This window comes from Micromonospora sp. NBC_00858, assembly GCF_045207365.1.
Classification (GTDB): Bacteria; Actinomycetota; Actinomycetes; order Mycobacteriales; family Micromonosporaceae; genus Micromonospora.
In genome coordinates this window covers 817699-834384 of the sequence record NZ_CP108828.1, presented here as the reverse complement: position 1 = coordinate 834384, position 16686 = coordinate 817699, and the positions used below count along the sequence as shown (strand labels likewise).

Genomic DNA, 16686 nt, shown 5'->3' with positions numbered 1-16686 from the left:
TCGATCCAGGATCCAGTGGCCTCGGGGCGACGGGATGCCACTACATCATGGATTGAGCACGATCATGCCGCCGGCGTACGCCGGGCCACCCGGCGGCGGTGGGGTCAGCGGCGCAGCGTGAGGATCAGGTCGGCGACCAGGGCCGTCCAGCCGGTCTGGTGCCAGGCGCCCAGCCCGGCCCCGTTGTCGCCGTGGAAGTACTCCGGGAAGGCGATCAGGTCCCGCCAGTCGGGATGGGTCTGGAAGATCCGGCACGCACCGTAGATCGGCCGTCGACCCCAGTCGTCCTGGGTGAACAGCGAGATCAGCCGGGCAGAGAGGTCGTCGGCGACCTCGTCCAGCGTGCGCTTCACCCCGGAGCGGGTCGGATACTCCACCTGAAGGTCGTCGCCGAAGAACGCCGCGTAGTCGCGCAGCGCGCTGATCAGCAGGAAGTTCGTCGGCATCCAGATCGGGCCGCGCCAGTTCGAGTTGCCACCGAACAGCCCACTGGTCGACTCGGCCGGCTCGTAGCCGACGCAGAACTCCTGCCCGCCGAGGGTGACCGAGAACGGCTTGTCCAGGTGGGCGCGGGACAGTGTGCGCAGGCCGAAGTCGGACAGGAACTCGTCGGGGTCGAGCATCCGGGCCAGCAGCCGAACGACCTGCTCCGGACCGACCATGGACAGCAGCCGCTGCTGGCGGCCGTCCGGGCCCAGCCGGCGGGTGCCGATCACCTCGGCGTACTCCGGGCGGTTGGTGAGGAACCAGCGCAGCCGCGCCCCCAGCTCCGGCAGCCGGTGCAGGGTCCGGGCGGTGAGTCGGGTGGTGGCGGCCAACGGCAGCAGCCCGACCACCGAGCGGACCTTCAACGGCACCTTCGTGCCGTCAGCGAGCCGCAGCACGTCGTAGAAGAAGGCGTCCTCGTCGTCCCACAGCCCCTGCTCGTACGCGGCGGCGGCGATGTACGCGAAGTGCTCGAAGAACTTGGTGGCGGTGTCCACCCAGGTCCGGTCGTGCTCGGCCAGCACGATCGCCATGTCCAGCAGGTTCAGCGCGTACATGGCCATCCAGCCGGTGCCGTCGGACTGCTCCAGCACACCGGCCACCGGCAGCGCCGCCGACCGGTCGAACGGCCCGACGTTGTCCAGCCCGAGGAAGCCGCCCTCGAAGACGTTGTTGCCGCCGGTGTCCTTGCGGTTGACCCACCAGGTGAAGTTGAGCAGCAGCTTGTGCATCACCCGGGCCAGGAACTCGTAGTCCCGGCCGCCGTCGATCTCGAACACCTTGAGCGCCGCCCAGGCGTGCACCGGCGGGTTCACGTCGCCGAACGCCCACTCGTACGCCGGGATCTGCCCGTTGGGGTGCAGGTACCACTCGCGCAGCAGGAGCAGCAGTTGCTCCTTGGCGAAGCCCGGGTCGACCCGGGCGATGCTCACGCAGTGGAAGGCCAGGTCCCAGGCCGCGTACCAGGGATATTCCCACGGGTCGGGCATGGAAATGACGTCGAAGCTGGTCATGTGCCACCAGGCACTGTTGCGCCCGTGCCGGCGTCCGGCCGGCGGCGGCGTCGAGCCCGGATCGCCGTCCAGCCAGCGCTTGACGTCGAAATGGTAGAACTGCTTGCCCCACATCAGCCCGGCGATGGCCTGCCGCGCCACCAGCGCCTCGTCGGGAGTGGCGGCCTCCGGGATCACGCTGGCGAAGAAGCGGTTCGCCTCGGCCCGCCGCGCCCACACCACCGCCTCGAAGCCGTCGCCAAGATCCGCGCGGGGCGGCGGCGCGGCGGCCGGCGGCGACGCGGTGCGGGTCAGGCGCAGCCGGATCTGGCGCTGACCGCCGGCCGGCACATCGAGTACGTAGTGCAGCGCCCCCTTGGTGCCCTCCCCCGCCGGGTTGACCGTCGCCGCGCCGTTGACCACGTGGTCGTTGATGCCGTCCTTCGGGTAGCGGGACCGGCCGGGCAGGCCCCAGAGCCGTTCGGCGTTGGAGTCGTTGTCGCAGAGCAGCGGCACGGGGTCGCCGTCGCCCTCCAGCAGCAGTTGGCCGAACACCCGGTGCTCGCCGACCAGCCTCGCGCCCTCACCGGTCAGCCGGGGAATCCGGTCACCGCCGGGCAGCCCCCAGGCCCAGGTGTTGCGGAACCACAGGCTGGGCAGCACGTGCAGGGTGGCCGCCCGGTCGCCCCGGTTGGCCACGGTCACCACCATGCACAGGTCGGTGGGGGACGCCTTGGCGTAGTCGACGGTCACCGCCCAGTACCGGTCGTCGTCGAAGATCCCGGTGTCGACCAGCTCGTACTCGGTGTCGTCCCGGCCGCGCAGCGCGTTCACCGCGACCAGTTCGTCGTACGGGAAGGCGGCCTGCGGGTAGTGGTAGCGCCAGCGCATCCAGGAGTGGGTGGGCGTGGAGTCCTCGTACCACCAGTACTCCTTGACGTCCTCACCGTGGTTGCCGCCGTCACCGCCGAGGCCGAACATCCGCTCCTTGAGGATCGGGTCCGTGCCGTTCCACAGCGCGAGGGCGAAGGCGAAGGTCTGCCGGTCGTCGCAGACGCCAGCCATCCCGTCTTCATTCCACCGGTAGGCTCTGGACCGCGCGTGGTCATGCGGGAAGTAGTCCCAGGCCGTACCGTGCTCGCTGTAATCCTCCCGCACCGTCCCCCACGCCCGTTCGGACAGATAGGGCCCCCATGCGCGCCAGTCCTGCTCCCCCGAGTTGGCCTGAGCGAGCCGGAGCCGCTCAGCGTCGGGTGGCGAGGCGTCGGAGGACGATCGGTCAGTGATCACGTGCACATCTTTGACGTCGCCGCGGTACTTGACCACAGCGGCCATTCTCGTCGTGGCGTGTTACACCCCGCCGCCGGTGGAGGAAAGTTGATCGACATTCGCTTCGGCCCGCAGGTCTGCGGCGACCTGACCAGCGCCGCCAGCCGGGAGTGGCTGGTGCCCGACGGCATCGGCGGCTACGCCATGGGCACCGTCGGTGGGCTGCGGACCCGCCGCTACCACGGACTGCTGGTGGTGCCCGGCGAGACCCCGGCGTCCCGTCGGGTGGGACTGATCAGCCTGGACCCGGCGGTCACCCTGCCGTCCGGCGCGCGGGTCCGGCTCGGCGCGCACGAGTGGTCCTCCGGCGACGTCGACCCGCGCGGCTTCGAGCTGCTGGAGCGCTTCGACCTGGTCGACGGGCTGCCCCGGTGGCGGTGGCGGATCGGCGCGGTGGTGATCGAGCGCGAGCTGGCCATGCTGCCCGGCCGCTCCTGCGTGGCGGTGGTGCACCGGCTGGTCGCCGGCGGGCCGGTCCGGCTGGAGCTCTCCGCCGCCTGCACCTGGCGCGACGCGCACGGCGAACGGCGCGCCGACGGCCCGACGCCGCAGGTCGAGCCGGTGGCCGGCGGCGCGGTCGTCGAGGGGGCGTACCGGCTCGCCGGCCCGGGCTGGGCGCCGGAGGGGCAGTGGTGGCTGGGCGTGCACCACCGCGAGGAGGCCACCCGGGGCCTGCCCGCCGACGAGGATCTCTGGTACGTGGGACGCTTCGCCGGCGAGTTGGCGCGCCCCGGCGACACGGTGTCGGTGCGGGCCTGGGCCGGCCGGCTGGATGAGGAGCCGCCACCGGCCGAGGAGATCGTGGCGACGGCACGGCGGCGTAACCGGCAGGTGGTGGCCGCGGCGAAGCCGGCCGACCCGGTGCAGGCGACGCTCGCGCTGGCCGCGGACGCGTTCGTGGTGCGTCCCGGCGGCGGCACGGCGATCGACGTGGTGGCTGGGTACCCGTGGTTCGGCGCCTGGTCGCGGGACACGATGATCTCGTACGAGGGGCTGTTCCTCTGCACCGGCCGCGCCGAGGAGGGTCGGGAGCTGCTGCGGGCGTACGCGGCGACGCTGTCCGAGGGGATGCTCGCCAACACGGCCGACACCGGGCGGGTGGAGTACAACACCGTCGATGGCACGCTGTGGTTCCTGCACGCGGTGAGCCGGCACGTCACGATCACCGGCGATACCGACCTCGGCGACGAGCTGCTGCCGGCCCTGCGCACGGTCATCGACGCGCACCTGGCCGGCACCCGCTACGGCATCGGTGTCGACCCGGCCGACGGGCTGCTCGCCCAGGGCGCCCCGGGCACCGCGCTGACCTGGATGGACGCCCGGGTGTACGGCGTGCCGGTCACCCCGCGTACCGGCAAGCCGGTCGAGGTCAACGCGCTGTGGATCAACGGGCTGGCCGGGCTCGCCGAGCTGACCGAGCTGGCCGGGCAGGACGCGGGCGAGCTGTGGCGACGGCACGGGCAGGCCACCGCCTCGTTCCGGGACCGCTACCCGACCCCGACGGGCTGGCTGCACGACGTGCTGGACGCGCCCGCGCCGGCGTACCCGCTGGGCGGGGCCGCCCTGCACGACGACGACGCGCTGCGCCCCAACCAGTTGCTGGCCTGGTCGCTGCCGTTCGCGCCGTTGGAGCCGGACGAGCCGACGCTGCGCCGGGTCGCGGCCGGGCTGCTGACCCCGCTCGGGCCGCGCAGCCTCGCGCCGGATTCGGCGGAGTTCGTGGGCCGGCACCGGGGTGGCCCGGCCGAGCGGGACGGCGGCTACCACCAGGGCACGGTCTGGCCGTGGCTGCTCGGCCCGTACGTGGACGCGTGCCGTCGGGGCAATATGTCGGTCGATGACGTCTTCATCGGTATTGAGGCGCATCTGACCGAGTTTGGGCTAGGCTCGGTGAGCGAAACGGCCGATGGCCTCGCGCCGCATGCCGCGACCGGCTGCCCGTTCCAGGCGTGGTCGGTGGCCGAGCTGCTGCGGGTGCGTCGAAAGGGCCAGTAGCGCTTTACACGACCGCAACGGCGGTGTCTCCGCTGGTTATCTCGACCCCGGCAGGATGGGTCGGAGATCCAGACGCGACGGTAGGCACCGGCTCCGGTGCAGGTCGGCGCGCGCCCGGGGACAACTCAAAGGGGGCCGCAATGTCACCCGACGCCCACGTGATCGACATCCACCCCGCCCGGCAGCTGCGGGTGCTGATGCTCTCCTGGGAGTACCCGCCGGTGCTCGTCGGCGGCCTCGGCCGACACGTCCACGCTCTCTCCGTCGCCCTCGCCGCCGCCGGCCACGACGTCACCGTCGTCACCCGGCACGCCGACGGCGCACCCCTCGAGGAGTACGCCGACGGCGTCCGCATCCTGCGCGCCCCCGAAGACCCCGTCACCTTCCCCCTGGCCACCAGCTCCCTCCTGGCCTGGACCATGGCGTTCAACCACACCCTCACCCGCACCGCCCTGCGCGCCACCGAAGCCGGCACCTACGACGTCATCCACGCCCACGACTGGCTCGTCGCCCACACCGCCATCACCCTCGCCGAACACCTCGACCTGCCCCTGGTCACCACCATGCACGCCACCGAGGCGGGCCGGCACCAGGGCTGGCTGCCGGAGGAGATGAACCGCACCATCCACGGCGTCGAGCACTGGCTCAGCGGCTCATCCACCCGGGTGATCACCTGTTCGGGGTACATGCGCGAGCAGGTGACCGCCCTGTTCGACCTGCCGGCCGCGCTGGTCGACGTGGTGCCCAACGGGGTCGACGACCGGGCCTGGCGCGCCCGACCGCGCGCGGTCGCCTCGGCCCGGGCACGCTTCGCCGGAAAGGGCCCGCTGATCGGGTACGCCGGGCGGCTGGTCTACGAGAAGGGCGTACAGCACCTGGTGCACGCGGTGCCCCGGCTGCGCGAGCGGCACCCCGGGCTGCGCGTGGTGATCGCCGGCGACGGCCCGTACCGCCCCGAACTGGAGGAGGAGGCCCGGCGGCTCGCGCTCTGCTCGACCGTCCGGTTCACCGGCTTCCTCGACGCCACCCAACTGCCGGCGGTGCTCGGCGCCACCGACGCGACCGTGGTGCCCAGCCTCTATGAGCCCTTCGGCATGGTGGCGCTGGAGGCGGCGGCCGCCGGGGCGCCACTCGCGGTGGCCCGCACCGGCGGGCTCGCCGAGATCGTCGAGTCCGGCGTGACCGGCGTGACGTTCCCGCACAGCGACCCGGACGCGCTCGCCGGGGCGGTCGGCCAACTGCTCGGCGACGAGGTCTTCGCCCGGCGGATGGCCCGACGCGCCCGCACAATGGTCGGCGAGCGGTACGGCTGGGCCACCATCGCGGCCCGCACCGCCGCCAGCTACACCACCGCCCGTCGCGAGCACGGTCCACTACAGGCCCGACGGGCCGCCGCCCGACTGGCGGGCGGACGTACCCGGATCGCCATCCCAGAGGGCAACCTGCTCGCCGGGGCGGACCACGCCGCCTGCTGAGCCGAGGCGGACGACCGATAGGTCTCTCCCGATCCGCTGACTAGGGTGTATCCCGGACAGCGGCTGAGGAGGAGTGTGCACAGGTGCTGATCGCCGGTCGGTACCGGCTCCTCGACCTGGTGGGCCGCGGGGGCATGGGCCTGGTGTGGCGGGCCCGCGACGAGATGTTGCACCGCGAGGTCGCGGTCAAGGAGGTCGTGCCGCCGAGCTGGCTGGCCGACCACGAGCGGGCCGAGCTGCGCTCGCGCACCCTGCGGGAGGCACGCGCCGCGGCCCGGCTCAACCATCCCGCCGTGGTCCGGCTCTACGACGTCGTCCCGGTCGAGGGCAGCCCGTGGATCGTGATGGAGTACGTCCCGTCGCGCACCCTGCAGGACGTGCTGGACGACGAGGGGCCACTGGAGCCGGCCTGGACGGCCCGGATCGGCCTGGCCCTGCTCGGCGCGCTGCACGCCGCGCACGCGGCCGGGGTGCTGCACCGTGACGTGAAGCCGCAGAACGTGCTCATGGCACACGACGGGCGGGTGATGCTCACCGACTTCGGGCTGGCCACCTTCGACGGCGGCGACGGCGCGATGACCCGCCCCGGCATGGTGCTCGGCTCCCCGCAGTACGTCGCCCCGGAGCGAGCCGCCGAGGGGGTGTCCACCGTGGCCGCCGACCTGTGGTCGCTCGGGGCGACCCTGTACGCCGCCGTGGAGGGCCGCTCCCCGTACGCCCGCAGCACCGCGATGGCCACGCTGAGCGCGCTGGCCGCCGGACCGCCGGACCCGGCCTCGCGCGCCGGACCGCTCGCGCCCGTGCTCGCCGGGCTGCTGTGCCGCGACCCGCGCCACCGCGTCGACCACGACGAGGCCCACCGGTTGCTCACGGCCGCCGCAACCGGCGTCACCGGCCCGCCCCCGGTGTCCGGCCCGCCCCCGGTGCCCGACCCGTCCCCGGTGCCCGACCCGGACGACCAGCCCACCGTGTCCGATCAGGACCCGACCGTCCGGCTGTCCGAGCCCGACCAACCCACCGCCACCGGAGCCGACGCCCCGGACGAGCCGGATGTCACCGCCGACGCACCGGCTCGGACGTTCGGCCGACCGGCCGGGCGGCGTGCGGCGCGCCAGGCGGGCCTGGTCGTCGCGGCGTTGCTGGTGGCGGCCGCCGCCGGCGTCGGCACCGCGCTGGCCGTCACCGGTGACGAGCCGACGGGGACCGCCAGCCGGCCGACGCCCACGCCGTCTGCGGACCCGTTGCCCGGCGGTGGCGGCCCCGACCGTGCGCCCGGTGGTGGTGGCCCGGCCGGTCCGTTCGGCGATGGCGGCAACCGGCCCCCACCCTTAGGCGGGAGAGACCTGCCCCCGCCCCCGTTTCCGTGCGTCCGCCCGGACATCATCGGCGCGCCGGTGCCGGCCAGGTCGCCGGCTCCTGGCGAGGAGTTTCGCCCGCCGGACGGCTGGGTCTGGCACGCCGACACCAACGGCTTCCGGGTCTCCGTGCCGGCGAGCTGGCACTACTACCGGGACCGAGCGGTGGCCTGCTTCCAGGACCCGGCGACCGGCCGGGTGTTCAGCGTCGCCGAGGGTGGCGCCGCGGATCCGCTCGCGCGGTTGCGGGCGCTCCGCGAGGCGGCGGCCGGTGACGGGGCGCTGCCGGGCTACGACGAGATCCGGCTCGCCGCCAGCGGCGGCGGGGCGGAGTGGGAGTGCCGGTGGGACGCGCCGTACGGCGCCCGGCTGCACGCCCGACAGCAGGTCGTCGATCCACCCGCCGGGGGCGGTCGCTGGATGCTGGGCTGGACCACCGACGACCGGGACTGGACCGCCGCCGGCGCGGACTGGACAGTACTGCGAAACAGCTTCCGATCACCCCGCTGACCTGCACCGTACGGTCGTTCTCCCGACCACCGTCCGGCGTGGATCGAGGCCGCTCAGCGGATGAGAAAACCCGCGTCGGTGGCTATCGTGTAACCCGGGGTGACCGAGGGGAAGCGGCGGTGCAGCAGTTGCTGATCGCGGGTCGGTACCGGCTGCTCGACCTGGTCGGCACCGGCGGGATGGGCCGGGTGTGGCTGGCCCACGACGAGATGCTGCATCGCGACGTCGCCGTGAAGGAGGTCGTGCCGCCGTCCTGGCTGGCCGAGACCGAACGCGCGGAGTTGCGGCTGCGGACGCTGCGCGAGGCGCGCACCGCCGCCCGGCTCAACCACCCCAACGTGGTCCGCATCTACGATGTCGTGCACGACCGGGAGAGCCCCTGGATCGTGATGGAGTACGTGCCGTCCCGCTCGGTGCAGCAGATCATCGGCGACGAGGGGCCGCTGAGCCCGCAGCGCACCGCCCGGATCGGGTTGGCCGTGCTCGCCGCGTTGCGGGCCGCGCACAGCGCCGGGGTGCTGCACCGCGACGTGAAGCCGCACAACGTGCTGGTCGCCGACGACGGTCGAGTGGTGCTCACCGACTTCGGGCTGGCCACCTTCGACGGCGGCGACGGGGCGATGACCGGGCCGGGCATGGTGCTCGGTTCGCCGCAGTTCGTCGCCCCGGAGCGGGCCCGCGACGGGGTGTCGAACCCGCGTACCGACCTGTGGTCGCTGGGCGCGACGCTCTACGCGACGGTCGAGGGGCATTCGCCGTACGCCCGGTCGAGTGCGATGGCGACGCTCAGCGCGCTGGCCATCGAACCGCCCGACCCGATGCGCCGTGCCGGGCCGTTGCGTCCCGCGCTCACCGGGCTGTTGCAACGCGACCCCTGGCGGCGGTTGACCGCCGCCGAGGTGGAGCCGCTGCTGCGGAGCGCGGCGACGGACGACGACGAGCCCGCCGAGCCGGCCCGCTCCGCGGCGGTGGCGGCGGTGCGCAAAGCAGGCCGCGCCGCCGTGCCCGCTCTGATCGACCAGTCGGCCCAGCCCGCCGACCCGGCGAGCCGGCGACGCCGGCCGGCGCCCCTTCCCGGCCGCCGACGTCGGCGGCTGCTCGCCCTGGGCGGTGCGGCCACCGTCACCACGCTGCTCGCCGCGGTGGGCGTCACGCTTGCACTGATGAACCGCGGCGACGGACGAACGCCGCCGTCCGGCTCCGGGGGCGGCGTCACCACCCCCCGGCCGGCCGCGTTCGCCTGCGCGACGCCCCCGCCGCCGACGGCCGTCCCGGTGCCGTCGGTGCCGCCGCCGGCTGGCGCACGGTACCGGCTGGTGGAGGGCTGGACCTGGCACGACGACCCGGCCGGCTTCCGGATCGCCGCGCCGGTGACCTGGCTGCGCTGGACCGAGGAGGCGGTGACCTGCTTCCGGGAGCCCGACGGCCCTCGGGTGCTCAGCGTCGAGGCTGGGCCGGCCCGACCCGATCCGGTGGCGTACTGGAAGGCCGAGGAGGCCCGGCTCACCGGCGGCGAGGCGCTACCGGGCTATCGCAAGGTGGACATCTCCGCGCTGGACATCTTCGAGGGCGGCGCGATCTGGGAGTGCGCCTGGGAGAACGCGGCCGGCGACCGGGTGCACAGTTTCCGGCTGCTGGCCAACACCTCGGCCGGGCGCGCCTACACCGTCTCGTGGTTGACAAAAGAGTTCGACTGGCAGGTCAACGCGACATACTTGCCGATGATCCGGCAGAGCTTCACCCCCGCACTCTGAGACCGTCCGTTGTGGACCGTCCGGGTGATGCCCCTGCGGCGCCGACGCTGACTACAGTGGCGTAGTTTTGGCGCTCAAGATCCCTGGGGAGGGTGAGCCGACATGATGGGACCGTCGCACGCGCTGTCTGGCGCGGCGGTATGGCTGGCCGGGTCCTGGGCACTGGACCAGTTCGCTGACTACCAGCAGTCGCCGCTCGCGTTGGCGGTGGGCACCGCCGTGTGCGCCGGCGGCGCGCTCTTTCCCGACCTCGACCTGTCGGGCAAGGTGACCCGCAACCAGGGCGGCGCCACCGTGGCCCGCACCTTCGGGGTCTTCTCGCTCTTCGTCGCCGAGGTGATGGAGAAGATCTCGCTCGGGGTCTACTACGCGACGAAGCTCAGCAAGGATCCCCGGCGCAACAACGGGCACCGGACGCTGACGCACACCATCCCGTTCACCCTGCTGGTCGGCTGGGGCACCACCGCGCTCTGCACCGCGTACGGCAAGTGGGCGGTGATCACCATCCTGTTCTTCATGTTCGGCCTGGCTCTGCGCGGGCTGTTCGACGGTTGGGCTGAGCGGGCCGGCTGGGTGATCGTGACCCTCGCCTCGGCCGGGGCGGCCTGGTTCACCTTCGTCAACCTCCCGGGCGGGCGCGGCTATCCGCTGATCGGCGTGGCCGTGGGGGTGGGCTGCTTCGTGCACATCCTCGGCGACATGATCACCCGGGCCGGGGTGCCGATCCTCTGGCCGATCCCGATCAGACGGCGGATGTGGACGATGATCGGCCTGCCGAACAGCATCGCGCTGCGTACCGGCAGCAAGACCGAGGTGGTCGTGCTGCGCGCCGTCCTGACCGTGGTCGCGTTGCTCTCCACCGCGGGTCTGATCGCTCCTTCGGTGCTGCAACGGTTCAACATCGAGATATGACCGACCCGGCGCCGCAGCAGTCACCGCCAGCAGCGGATGAGCAGGTGCCGGAGTTCTGGCGCGCGCTCGGGCTGCCCGGGCTGGCCGACGTGCACGTGCACTTCCTGCCACCGCGGCTGCTGCGCCGGGTGTGGGAGTACTTCGACGCCGCGGGGCCGCTGGTCGGCACCGAGTGGCCCATCCGCTACCGGTGGAGCGACGCCGACCGGGTGGCGCACCTGCGCCGGCTCGGGGTACGCGCGTTCGGCGCGCTGGCGTACCCGCACCGACCGGGCATGGCGGCGGAGCTGAACCGCTGGACGCTGGAGTTCGCCCGGACCACCCCGGGCTGCCTGCCCTCGGCCACGTTCTTTCCGGAGCCGGAGGCTCCCGGTTATGTCGAGGCCGCGCTGATCGGCGGGGCCCGGCTGTTCAAGGTGCACGTGCAGGTCGGCGGTTTCTCGCCGACCGACCCGGACCTCGACCGGGTATGGGGGATGCTCGCCGACGCGGGTGTACCCGTGGTGGTGCACGCCGGGCACGCCCCGGTGGGGACCACGCACACCGGACCGGAGCCGTTCGCCGCCCTGCTGGCCCGCCACCCCCGGCTGACCGCCGTGGTGGCGCACCTCGGCGCCCCCGACTACCGGGCGTTCCTGGACCTCGCCGAGGCGTACGAGCGGGTCCGGCTGGACACCACGATGGCGTTCACCCCGTTCTTCGACCGGTTCGTACCCTTCCCGGCCGACGAGCTGCCCCGGCTGCGCGAGCTGGGATTGGCGGGCAAGGTACTGCTGGGCAGCGACTTCCCGAACATCCCCTACCCGTACGCCGATCAGTTGACCGGGCTGGCCCGGCTGGACCTGGGCGACGACTGGCTGCGCGCGGTCTGCTGGGACAGCGCCGCCGCCCTGTTCGACCTCTCCTGACCCCGCGGCCTCCGCCGCCCGGGTGGGCAGGGCGCCGCCGTCGGGTGCGCGGCCCGTCGGGTGCCGTCGCATCCAAGATCGTGCTCGATCCTGGAGCTTGTCTCATCCTGTTTGGGCTGGTGGGGTGGTGTTGACAGGACGAGTCGTGGGGTCGCGGCGCTGGTCAGGGTGTGGTGATCTTCGCTGATGATCGACTGCCCTCGGGAAGGTTCGATCTGTTCCGGTGTTGCGCGTGGCTCATAGCAGGGCCCTCGGTGAGGGTTGCAGGTCGTGACACACGACAACACGCCCACCGAGGGCCATGCTCTGGTCTACCAGGTCCATCTGCCCTTGTCGACGAAGTCGCTGACCATGATCACTCAAGCGATCCGCCGGTATCGCCGTGGTGTGCGCTCGCGGTGGCGCAAGCTGCCCGATGAGCAGGTCGCCCTCATCGTGCTGGCCGTGCTCCGCCATGATCAGCGTCCCGCCGACCTCGCCGCCGCCTACGGGGTGTCGCATCACAGCGTGCGCCGCTGGGTTCGGCAAACCATCACCACTCTCGCCGCGATGGCGCCCCGCCTGGACCGAGTCCTCACCCACACCGCCCGCACCAGCAGTGAGGACCCGCTGCTGTTCGACGGCACCTGCCTGCCCGTGCACCGCCCGAGCGGCCGCGCCGAACGACGCCTGTGGTGCGGCAAACACAAGGCTCACCACCTACGCGTACTCACCCTCACCGACCACCACGGCCGGCTGCTCTGGATCTCCGCCGCCGCCGGCGCCCGCACCCACGAAGCCACCCAAGCCAAACGCCTACGCCTACCCACCCGGCTACGCCGTCATGACCTCGCCGTCATCTGCGACCGCATCCACACCCGCCTCGACGACCAACCCGAGAACCCCACCGTCATCACCGGACGACGCGGCAACCGCCACCACCCCCTCACCCCCGCCCAACACAGCGTGAACACCCTGCTCAGCCGCGAACGCGCGGCCAATGAACACGCCCACGCTCACCTCAAGAACTGGCGCATCCTCACCCGACTACGCCACGGCTGGCGCCCACACGCCACCACCCTGCTACGCGCCCTACTCGTGCTGACCAACACCGAAATCAACCGCTAGACAGATGATCAACACCGAAGATCCACACCCGCACACCAGCACCCCAACCACACCACCACGACCTGTCAACCATCCCTGAGCAGCCCAAACAGGATGAGACAAGCTCCTGGATGTAGTGGCCTCCGGTGGGGTACGAGGCGACTACATCCAGGATCGAGCGTGACCATGGCGTTCGGCGCACCACCAAGGGGCGGGTGAGGGACGCGGCGCGGCCAGTACGGGCAGCACCGAGGGGCCTTAGGGCAGCCCGACTTTCTTTTCGACATCGGCTATTGACGTCGTCGTAACGGGTGGCCTAGCGTCTGTCGAAACGCTTCGTCGAAACGCTTCGACGATTATTCGGGAGCGATCCCACGCTGGGCCGGAGGAGGTGCGCGATGGCCACCATGCACGACGTAGCCCGCCTCGCCCGGGTCTCGGTCAGCACCGTGTCGTACGTGCTCACCGGCACCCGGCCGATCTCCCAGGCCACCCGGGACAAGGTGCTCGCCGCGATGGCCGAGCTGGACTACCAGCCCAACGCGATGGCCCGCGGCCTGGCCAGCCGGCGCAGCCGGATCCTGGGCCTGCTGATGCCGATGGACGAGCGCGGCCTCGGCGCGACCGAGACCGCCTTCGTCACCGGCGCCGCCGCCGCAGCCAGCGCCGCCGGCTACCACCTGGTGCTCTCGCCGGTCGGCGGCGGCGACCTCGACGACCTGCGGCGGCTGGCCAGCCAGCGGATGCTCGACGGGGTCGTGCTGATGGAGGTGCAGCTCGCCGACGAGCGGGTCACCGTGCTCCAGGAGGCCGGCGTTCCGCTGGTCCTGATCGGCCGCACCGGCGACACCACCGCGCTCTCCTACGTCGATATCGACTTCGAGCAGACCGTGCGGGAGGCCGTCGCCCACCTGGTCGGGTTGGGCCACCGGAGCATCGTCTACGTCAACCACTCGGCCGCCACCCTGGCCAGCGGCTACGGCCCCGCGCTGCGTACCCGGGACGCCTTTGTGTCGGCGATGGCCGGGCACGGCCTGGAGCCGGTGATGATCCCGGCCGAGGACAGCGCCGCGGGCGGGCGGGCGGCCCTGGCCGCCGCGTTCGCGCAGGCACCGGAGTTGACCGCCGTGCTGGCCATGAACGAGACCGCGATCTTCGGCATCCTCGGCGAGCTGACCGGCCGAGGGCTCTCGGTGCCGGAGGACGTCTCGGTCGTCTCGATGGTCACCTCGCGGCAGGTCGCCGAGCTGGCCACCCCGGCGTTGACCGCGATGACGTCTCCCGGTTCGGCCATGGGTCGGATCGCCATCGAGGCGCTGCTGCGCCACCTGGACGGGTCCGGCGACGAGCGCCACCAGCAACTGCTGCCATGTGCGCTGGAAGTCCGGGGATCGACCGCCGTGCCACGACGGCCAGCACCGGACGCACCCGGGCGGTCACCGACCAACGGGGGTTGACCAGCTAAAACGGCCCGCCGCCGCGCTGCAACGCGACGACGGGCCCAGTGAAGTACCGGCTAGATACTCAATGAGGAGGATAGCAATGCAGCGATTCCGCCGAATCGTCGCCGCGCTCGCCCTGGCAGCGACCGCGACGACCACCATGGCCGCGTGCGGCGGTGGGGACAGCGGGGACGACAGCGGGGCCAAGACCCTCAAACTGTGGCACTACGAGAGCGCCAACAGTGCCATGGGGGTCGCCTGGGACCGGTCGATCGAGATCTTCAAGGCCGAGCACCCGGGCGTCGAGGTGCGCTTCGCGCGCAAGGCGTTCGAGCAGATTCAGCAGAACGCCGGCATGATCATCAACTCGTCCGAGGGCCCGGACGTGATGGAGTACAACAAGGGCAACGCGACCGCCGGCCTGCTCTCCTCCCAGAGCCTGCTCACCGACCTGACAGCCGAGGCCGACAAGCGCGGCTGGGCCGGCAAGCTCAGCCCCAGCCTGCAGACCACCGCCCGCTACAGCGACAAGGGCGTGATGGGCTCGGGCAACTGGTTCGGCGTGCCGAACTACGGCGAGTACGTGACGGTCTACTACAACAAGGACCTCTTCCAGCAGCACGGCATCAAGGTCCCGACCACCATGGCCGAGATGACCTCCGCGATGGACACCTTCGTCGGCAAGGGCGTCACCCCGCTGGGCATGGCGGGCGCCGAGTACCCGGCCGGTCAGCTCTTCTACCAGTTGGCGCTGGCCAAGGCGGACCGGCAGTTCGTCGACAACTACCAGCTCTACAAGAATCCGGTCGACTTCAAGGCCGACCCGCTGAAGTCCGGCGCGGAGACCTTCGCCGACTGGGTGAAGAAGGGCTACGTCGCCAAGGACTCGGCGAGCCTGAAGGCCGAGGACATGGGCACCGCGTTCATCGGCGGCAAGACCCCGATGATCGTCTCCGGCAGCTGGTGGTACGGCCGGTTCAAGGCCGAGATGAAGGCCAACTGGGACACCTTCCTCTTCCCCGGCAACACCCTGCAGGCCGGCTCATCCGGCAACCTCTGGGTGGTCCCGGCGACCAGCAAGGCCAAGGGCCTGGCGTACGACTTCATCGACATCACCCTGCGTCCGGAGATCCAGGACCTGATCGGCAACAACGGTGGCGTGCCCGTCGCCGCTGACCCGGCGAAGATCAGCGACCCCAAGGACCGCAAGCTGATCGAGGACTTCAACACGGTCAGCAAGCAGGACGGCCTCGCCTTCTACCCGGACTGGCCGGTTCCCGGCTACTACGACGTGCTGGTCTCCGGCTTCCAGGGCCTGATCAACGGCTCCAAGTCGCCCGACCAGGTCCTCGACTCGATCGCCAAGCCGTACGCCGACGGCGTCAAGGAGATCACCGGCAAGTGACACGGCGAGCGGCGGGCGTGACCGGCACGACCGGCGCGCCCGCCCGCCCCGCCGGGAAGGATCTTCCATGGCAGTCTCCGAGACCGTCGCCGCCGCACACCCGGCGACGACACCGACTCAGCCCGCGCCAGGCCGGAAACGTCGCGGCCGCAACGCCTCGTACTGGCTCTACCTGCTCCCCGGAGCGGTGCTCTTCATCCTGGTCATCGGCGCACCGCTGGTCGGCACCGGCTACCTGTCGCTGACCAAGTGGTCCGGGGTCGGCGACCCCACCTGGGTCGGCCTGGACAACTACCAGCAGTTGCTGCACGACGAGGTGTTCTGGGCGTCGTTCCGGAACACCGTCGCGATGCTCATCGCGATGGTGGTGGTGCCCACCCTGCTCGGGTTGGTGCTCGCCTCGGTGCTCTTCGACATCATCGGCCGCCGGTTCCGGCCGCGCACCGCCGCCGCGCTGCGGGCCGCGTTCTACCTCCCGCAGGTGCTGCCCGTCGTGGTGGCCGGCATCGTCTGGGGCTGGATCCTGCGCCCCGACGGCGCGTTCAACAGTCTGCTCGACGCGGTCGGTCTCGGCGCGCTACGCCATGACTGGCTCGGCGACCCGGACACCGCGCTGCCCGCCGTGATGGCGGTGATGATCTGGGTGCAGATCGGCTACCCGGTGGTCGTCTTCATGGCGGCGCTGCAACGGGTCGACCCCGAGCTGTACGAGGCGGCCGAGGTCGACGGCGCGAACTGGGTCCACCGGTTCCGGGCGATCACCCTTCCGCAGATCCGGCCGGAGACCTTCGTGGTGGCCCTGACCTGCACCATCGCCGCGTTGAAGGTGTTCGGGCCGATCTTCGCCCTGACCCGCGGTGGCCCGGAGAACGCCACCAACGTGCCCTCGTACTTCGCGTACTACACGTTCTTCAAGAAGCTCCAGGTCGGCTACGGCTCCGCGATCTCCACAGTGCTCACCCTGATCATCGTGGTGGTGGCCGTGCTGTTCATCTGGATGCAGTACCGCAGCGAGCGCCGGGACCGGGGGATCTGAC

At 71.8% G+C, this 16686-nt stretch carries 11 protein-coding genes; 10 read left to right on the top strand and 1 reads right to left on the bottom strand.

Going from position 1 to position 16686, the window contains the following annotated elements:
- Window positions 1-104: 104 nt before the first annotated feature.
- Window positions 105-2813 carry an MGH1-like glycoside hydrolase domain-containing protein gene (locus OG990_RS03865; RefSeq protein ID WP_406078999.1) on the bottom strand — a complete coding sequence of 903 codons (2709 nt, stop codon included), beginning with the start codon at window positions 2811-2813 and terminating at the stop codon, window positions 105-107.
- Window positions 2814-2855: 42 nt separating this feature from the next.
- On the opposite strand from OG990_RS03865, the gene OG990_RS03860 reads away from it, so the two are divergent.
- The 10 genes from OG990_RS03860 (at window position 2856) to OG990_RS03815 (ending at window position 16685) form a co-directional block, all read left to right on the top strand.
- On the top strand, window positions 2856-4802 hold the full coding sequence (locus OG990_RS03860) for an amylo-alpha-1,6-glucosidase (protein WP_406078998.1): 1947 nt from the start codon (window positions 2856-2858) through the stop codon (window positions 4800-4802).
- A 140-nt stretch (window positions 4803-4942) separates the two neighbouring features.
- Entirely contained in the window at window positions 4943-6277 is a 1335-nt protein-coding gene (locus tag OG990_RS03855; RefSeq protein ID WP_386983713.1) for a glycosyltransferase family 4 protein, read from the top strand.
- A gap of 134 nt (window positions 6278-6411) precedes the next feature.
- Window positions 6412-8142 carry a serine/threonine-protein kinase gene (locus OG990_RS03850; protein WP_406081642.1) on the top strand — a complete coding sequence of 577 codons (1731 nt, stop codon included), beginning with the start codon at window positions 6412-6414 and terminating at the stop codon, window positions 8140-8142.
- 119 nt (window positions 8143-8261) lie between these two features.
- Entirely contained in the window at window positions 8262-9896 is a 1635-nt protein-coding gene (locus OG990_RS03845) for a serine/threonine-protein kinase (RefSeq protein WP_406078997.1), read from the top strand.
- Window positions 9897-9998: 102 nt separating this feature from the next.
- Entirely contained in the window at window positions 9999-10808 is an 810-nt protein-coding gene (locus OG990_RS03840; RefSeq protein WP_328418644.1) for a metal-dependent hydrolase, read from the top strand.
- Window positions 10805-11716 carry an amidohydrolase family protein gene (locus OG990_RS03835; RefSeq protein WP_406078996.1) on the top strand — a complete coding sequence of 304 codons (912 nt, stop codon included), beginning with the start codon at window positions 10805-10807 and terminating at the stop codon, window positions 11714-11716. The genes OG990_RS03840 and OG990_RS03835 overlap by 4 nt, the downstream gene beginning before the upstream one ends.
- A gap of 270 nt (window positions 11717-11986) precedes the next feature.
- Window positions 11987-12823 carry a transposase family protein gene (locus OG990_RS03830; RefSeq protein ID WP_406077537.1) on the top strand — a complete coding sequence of 279 codons (837 nt, stop codon included), beginning with the start codon at window positions 11987-11989 and terminating at the stop codon, window positions 12821-12823.
- Between the two features lie 377 nt (window positions 12824-13200).
- Window positions 13201-14259: a LacI family DNA-binding transcriptional regulator gene (locus tag OG990_RS03825; RefSeq protein ID WP_406078995.1), complete on the top strand. Its 1059-nt coding sequence runs from the start codon at window positions 13201-13203 to the stop codon at window positions 14257-14259.
- 85 nt (window positions 14260-14344) lie between these two features.
- Complete coding sequence (locus tag OG990_RS03820) at window positions 14345-15649, top strand: ABC transporter substrate-binding protein (protein WP_406078994.1); 1305 nt, start codon at window positions 14345-14347, stop codon at window positions 15647-15649.
- 67 nt (window positions 15650-15716) lie between these two features.
- Window positions 15717-16685, top strand: a complete 969-nt coding sequence (locus OG990_RS03815; protein ID WP_328418648.1) for a sugar ABC transporter permease — start codon at window positions 15717-15719, stop codon at window positions 16683-16685.
- Window position 16686: the final 1 nt, after the last annotated feature.

Coding starts and splice junctions, on each gene's coding strand:
- OG990_RS03865 (WP_406078999.1), bottom strand. CDS start 2,813: ATGGCCGCTGTGGTCAAGTACCGCGGCGACGTCAAAGATGTGCACGTG.
- OG990_RS03855 (WP_386983713.1), top strand. CDS start 4,943: ATGTCACCCGACGCCCACGTGATCGACATCCACCCCGCCCGGCAGCTG.
- OG990_RS03850 (WP_406081642.1), top strand. CDS start 6,412: ATGGGCCTGGTGTGGCGGGCCCGCGACGAGATGTTGCACCGCGAGGTC.
- OG990_RS03840 (WP_328418644.1), top strand. CDS start 9,999: ATGATGGGACCGTCGCACGCGCTGTCTGGCGCGGCGGTATGGCTGGCC.
- OG990_RS03835 (WP_406078996.1), top strand. CDS start 10,805: ATGACCGACCCGGCGCCGCAGCAGTCACCGCCAGCAGCGGATGAGCAG.
- OG990_RS03825 (WP_406078995.1), top strand. CDS start 13,201: ATGGCCACCATGCACGACGTAGCCCGCCTCGCCCGGGTCTCGGTCAGC.
- OG990_RS03820 (WP_406078994.1), top strand. CDS start 14,345: ATGCAGCGATTCCGCCGAATCGTCGCCGCGCTCGCCCTGGCAGCGACC.
- OG990_RS03815 (WP_328418648.1), top strand. CDS start 15,717: ATGGCAGTCTCCGAGACCGTCGCCGCCGCACACCCGGCGACGACACCG.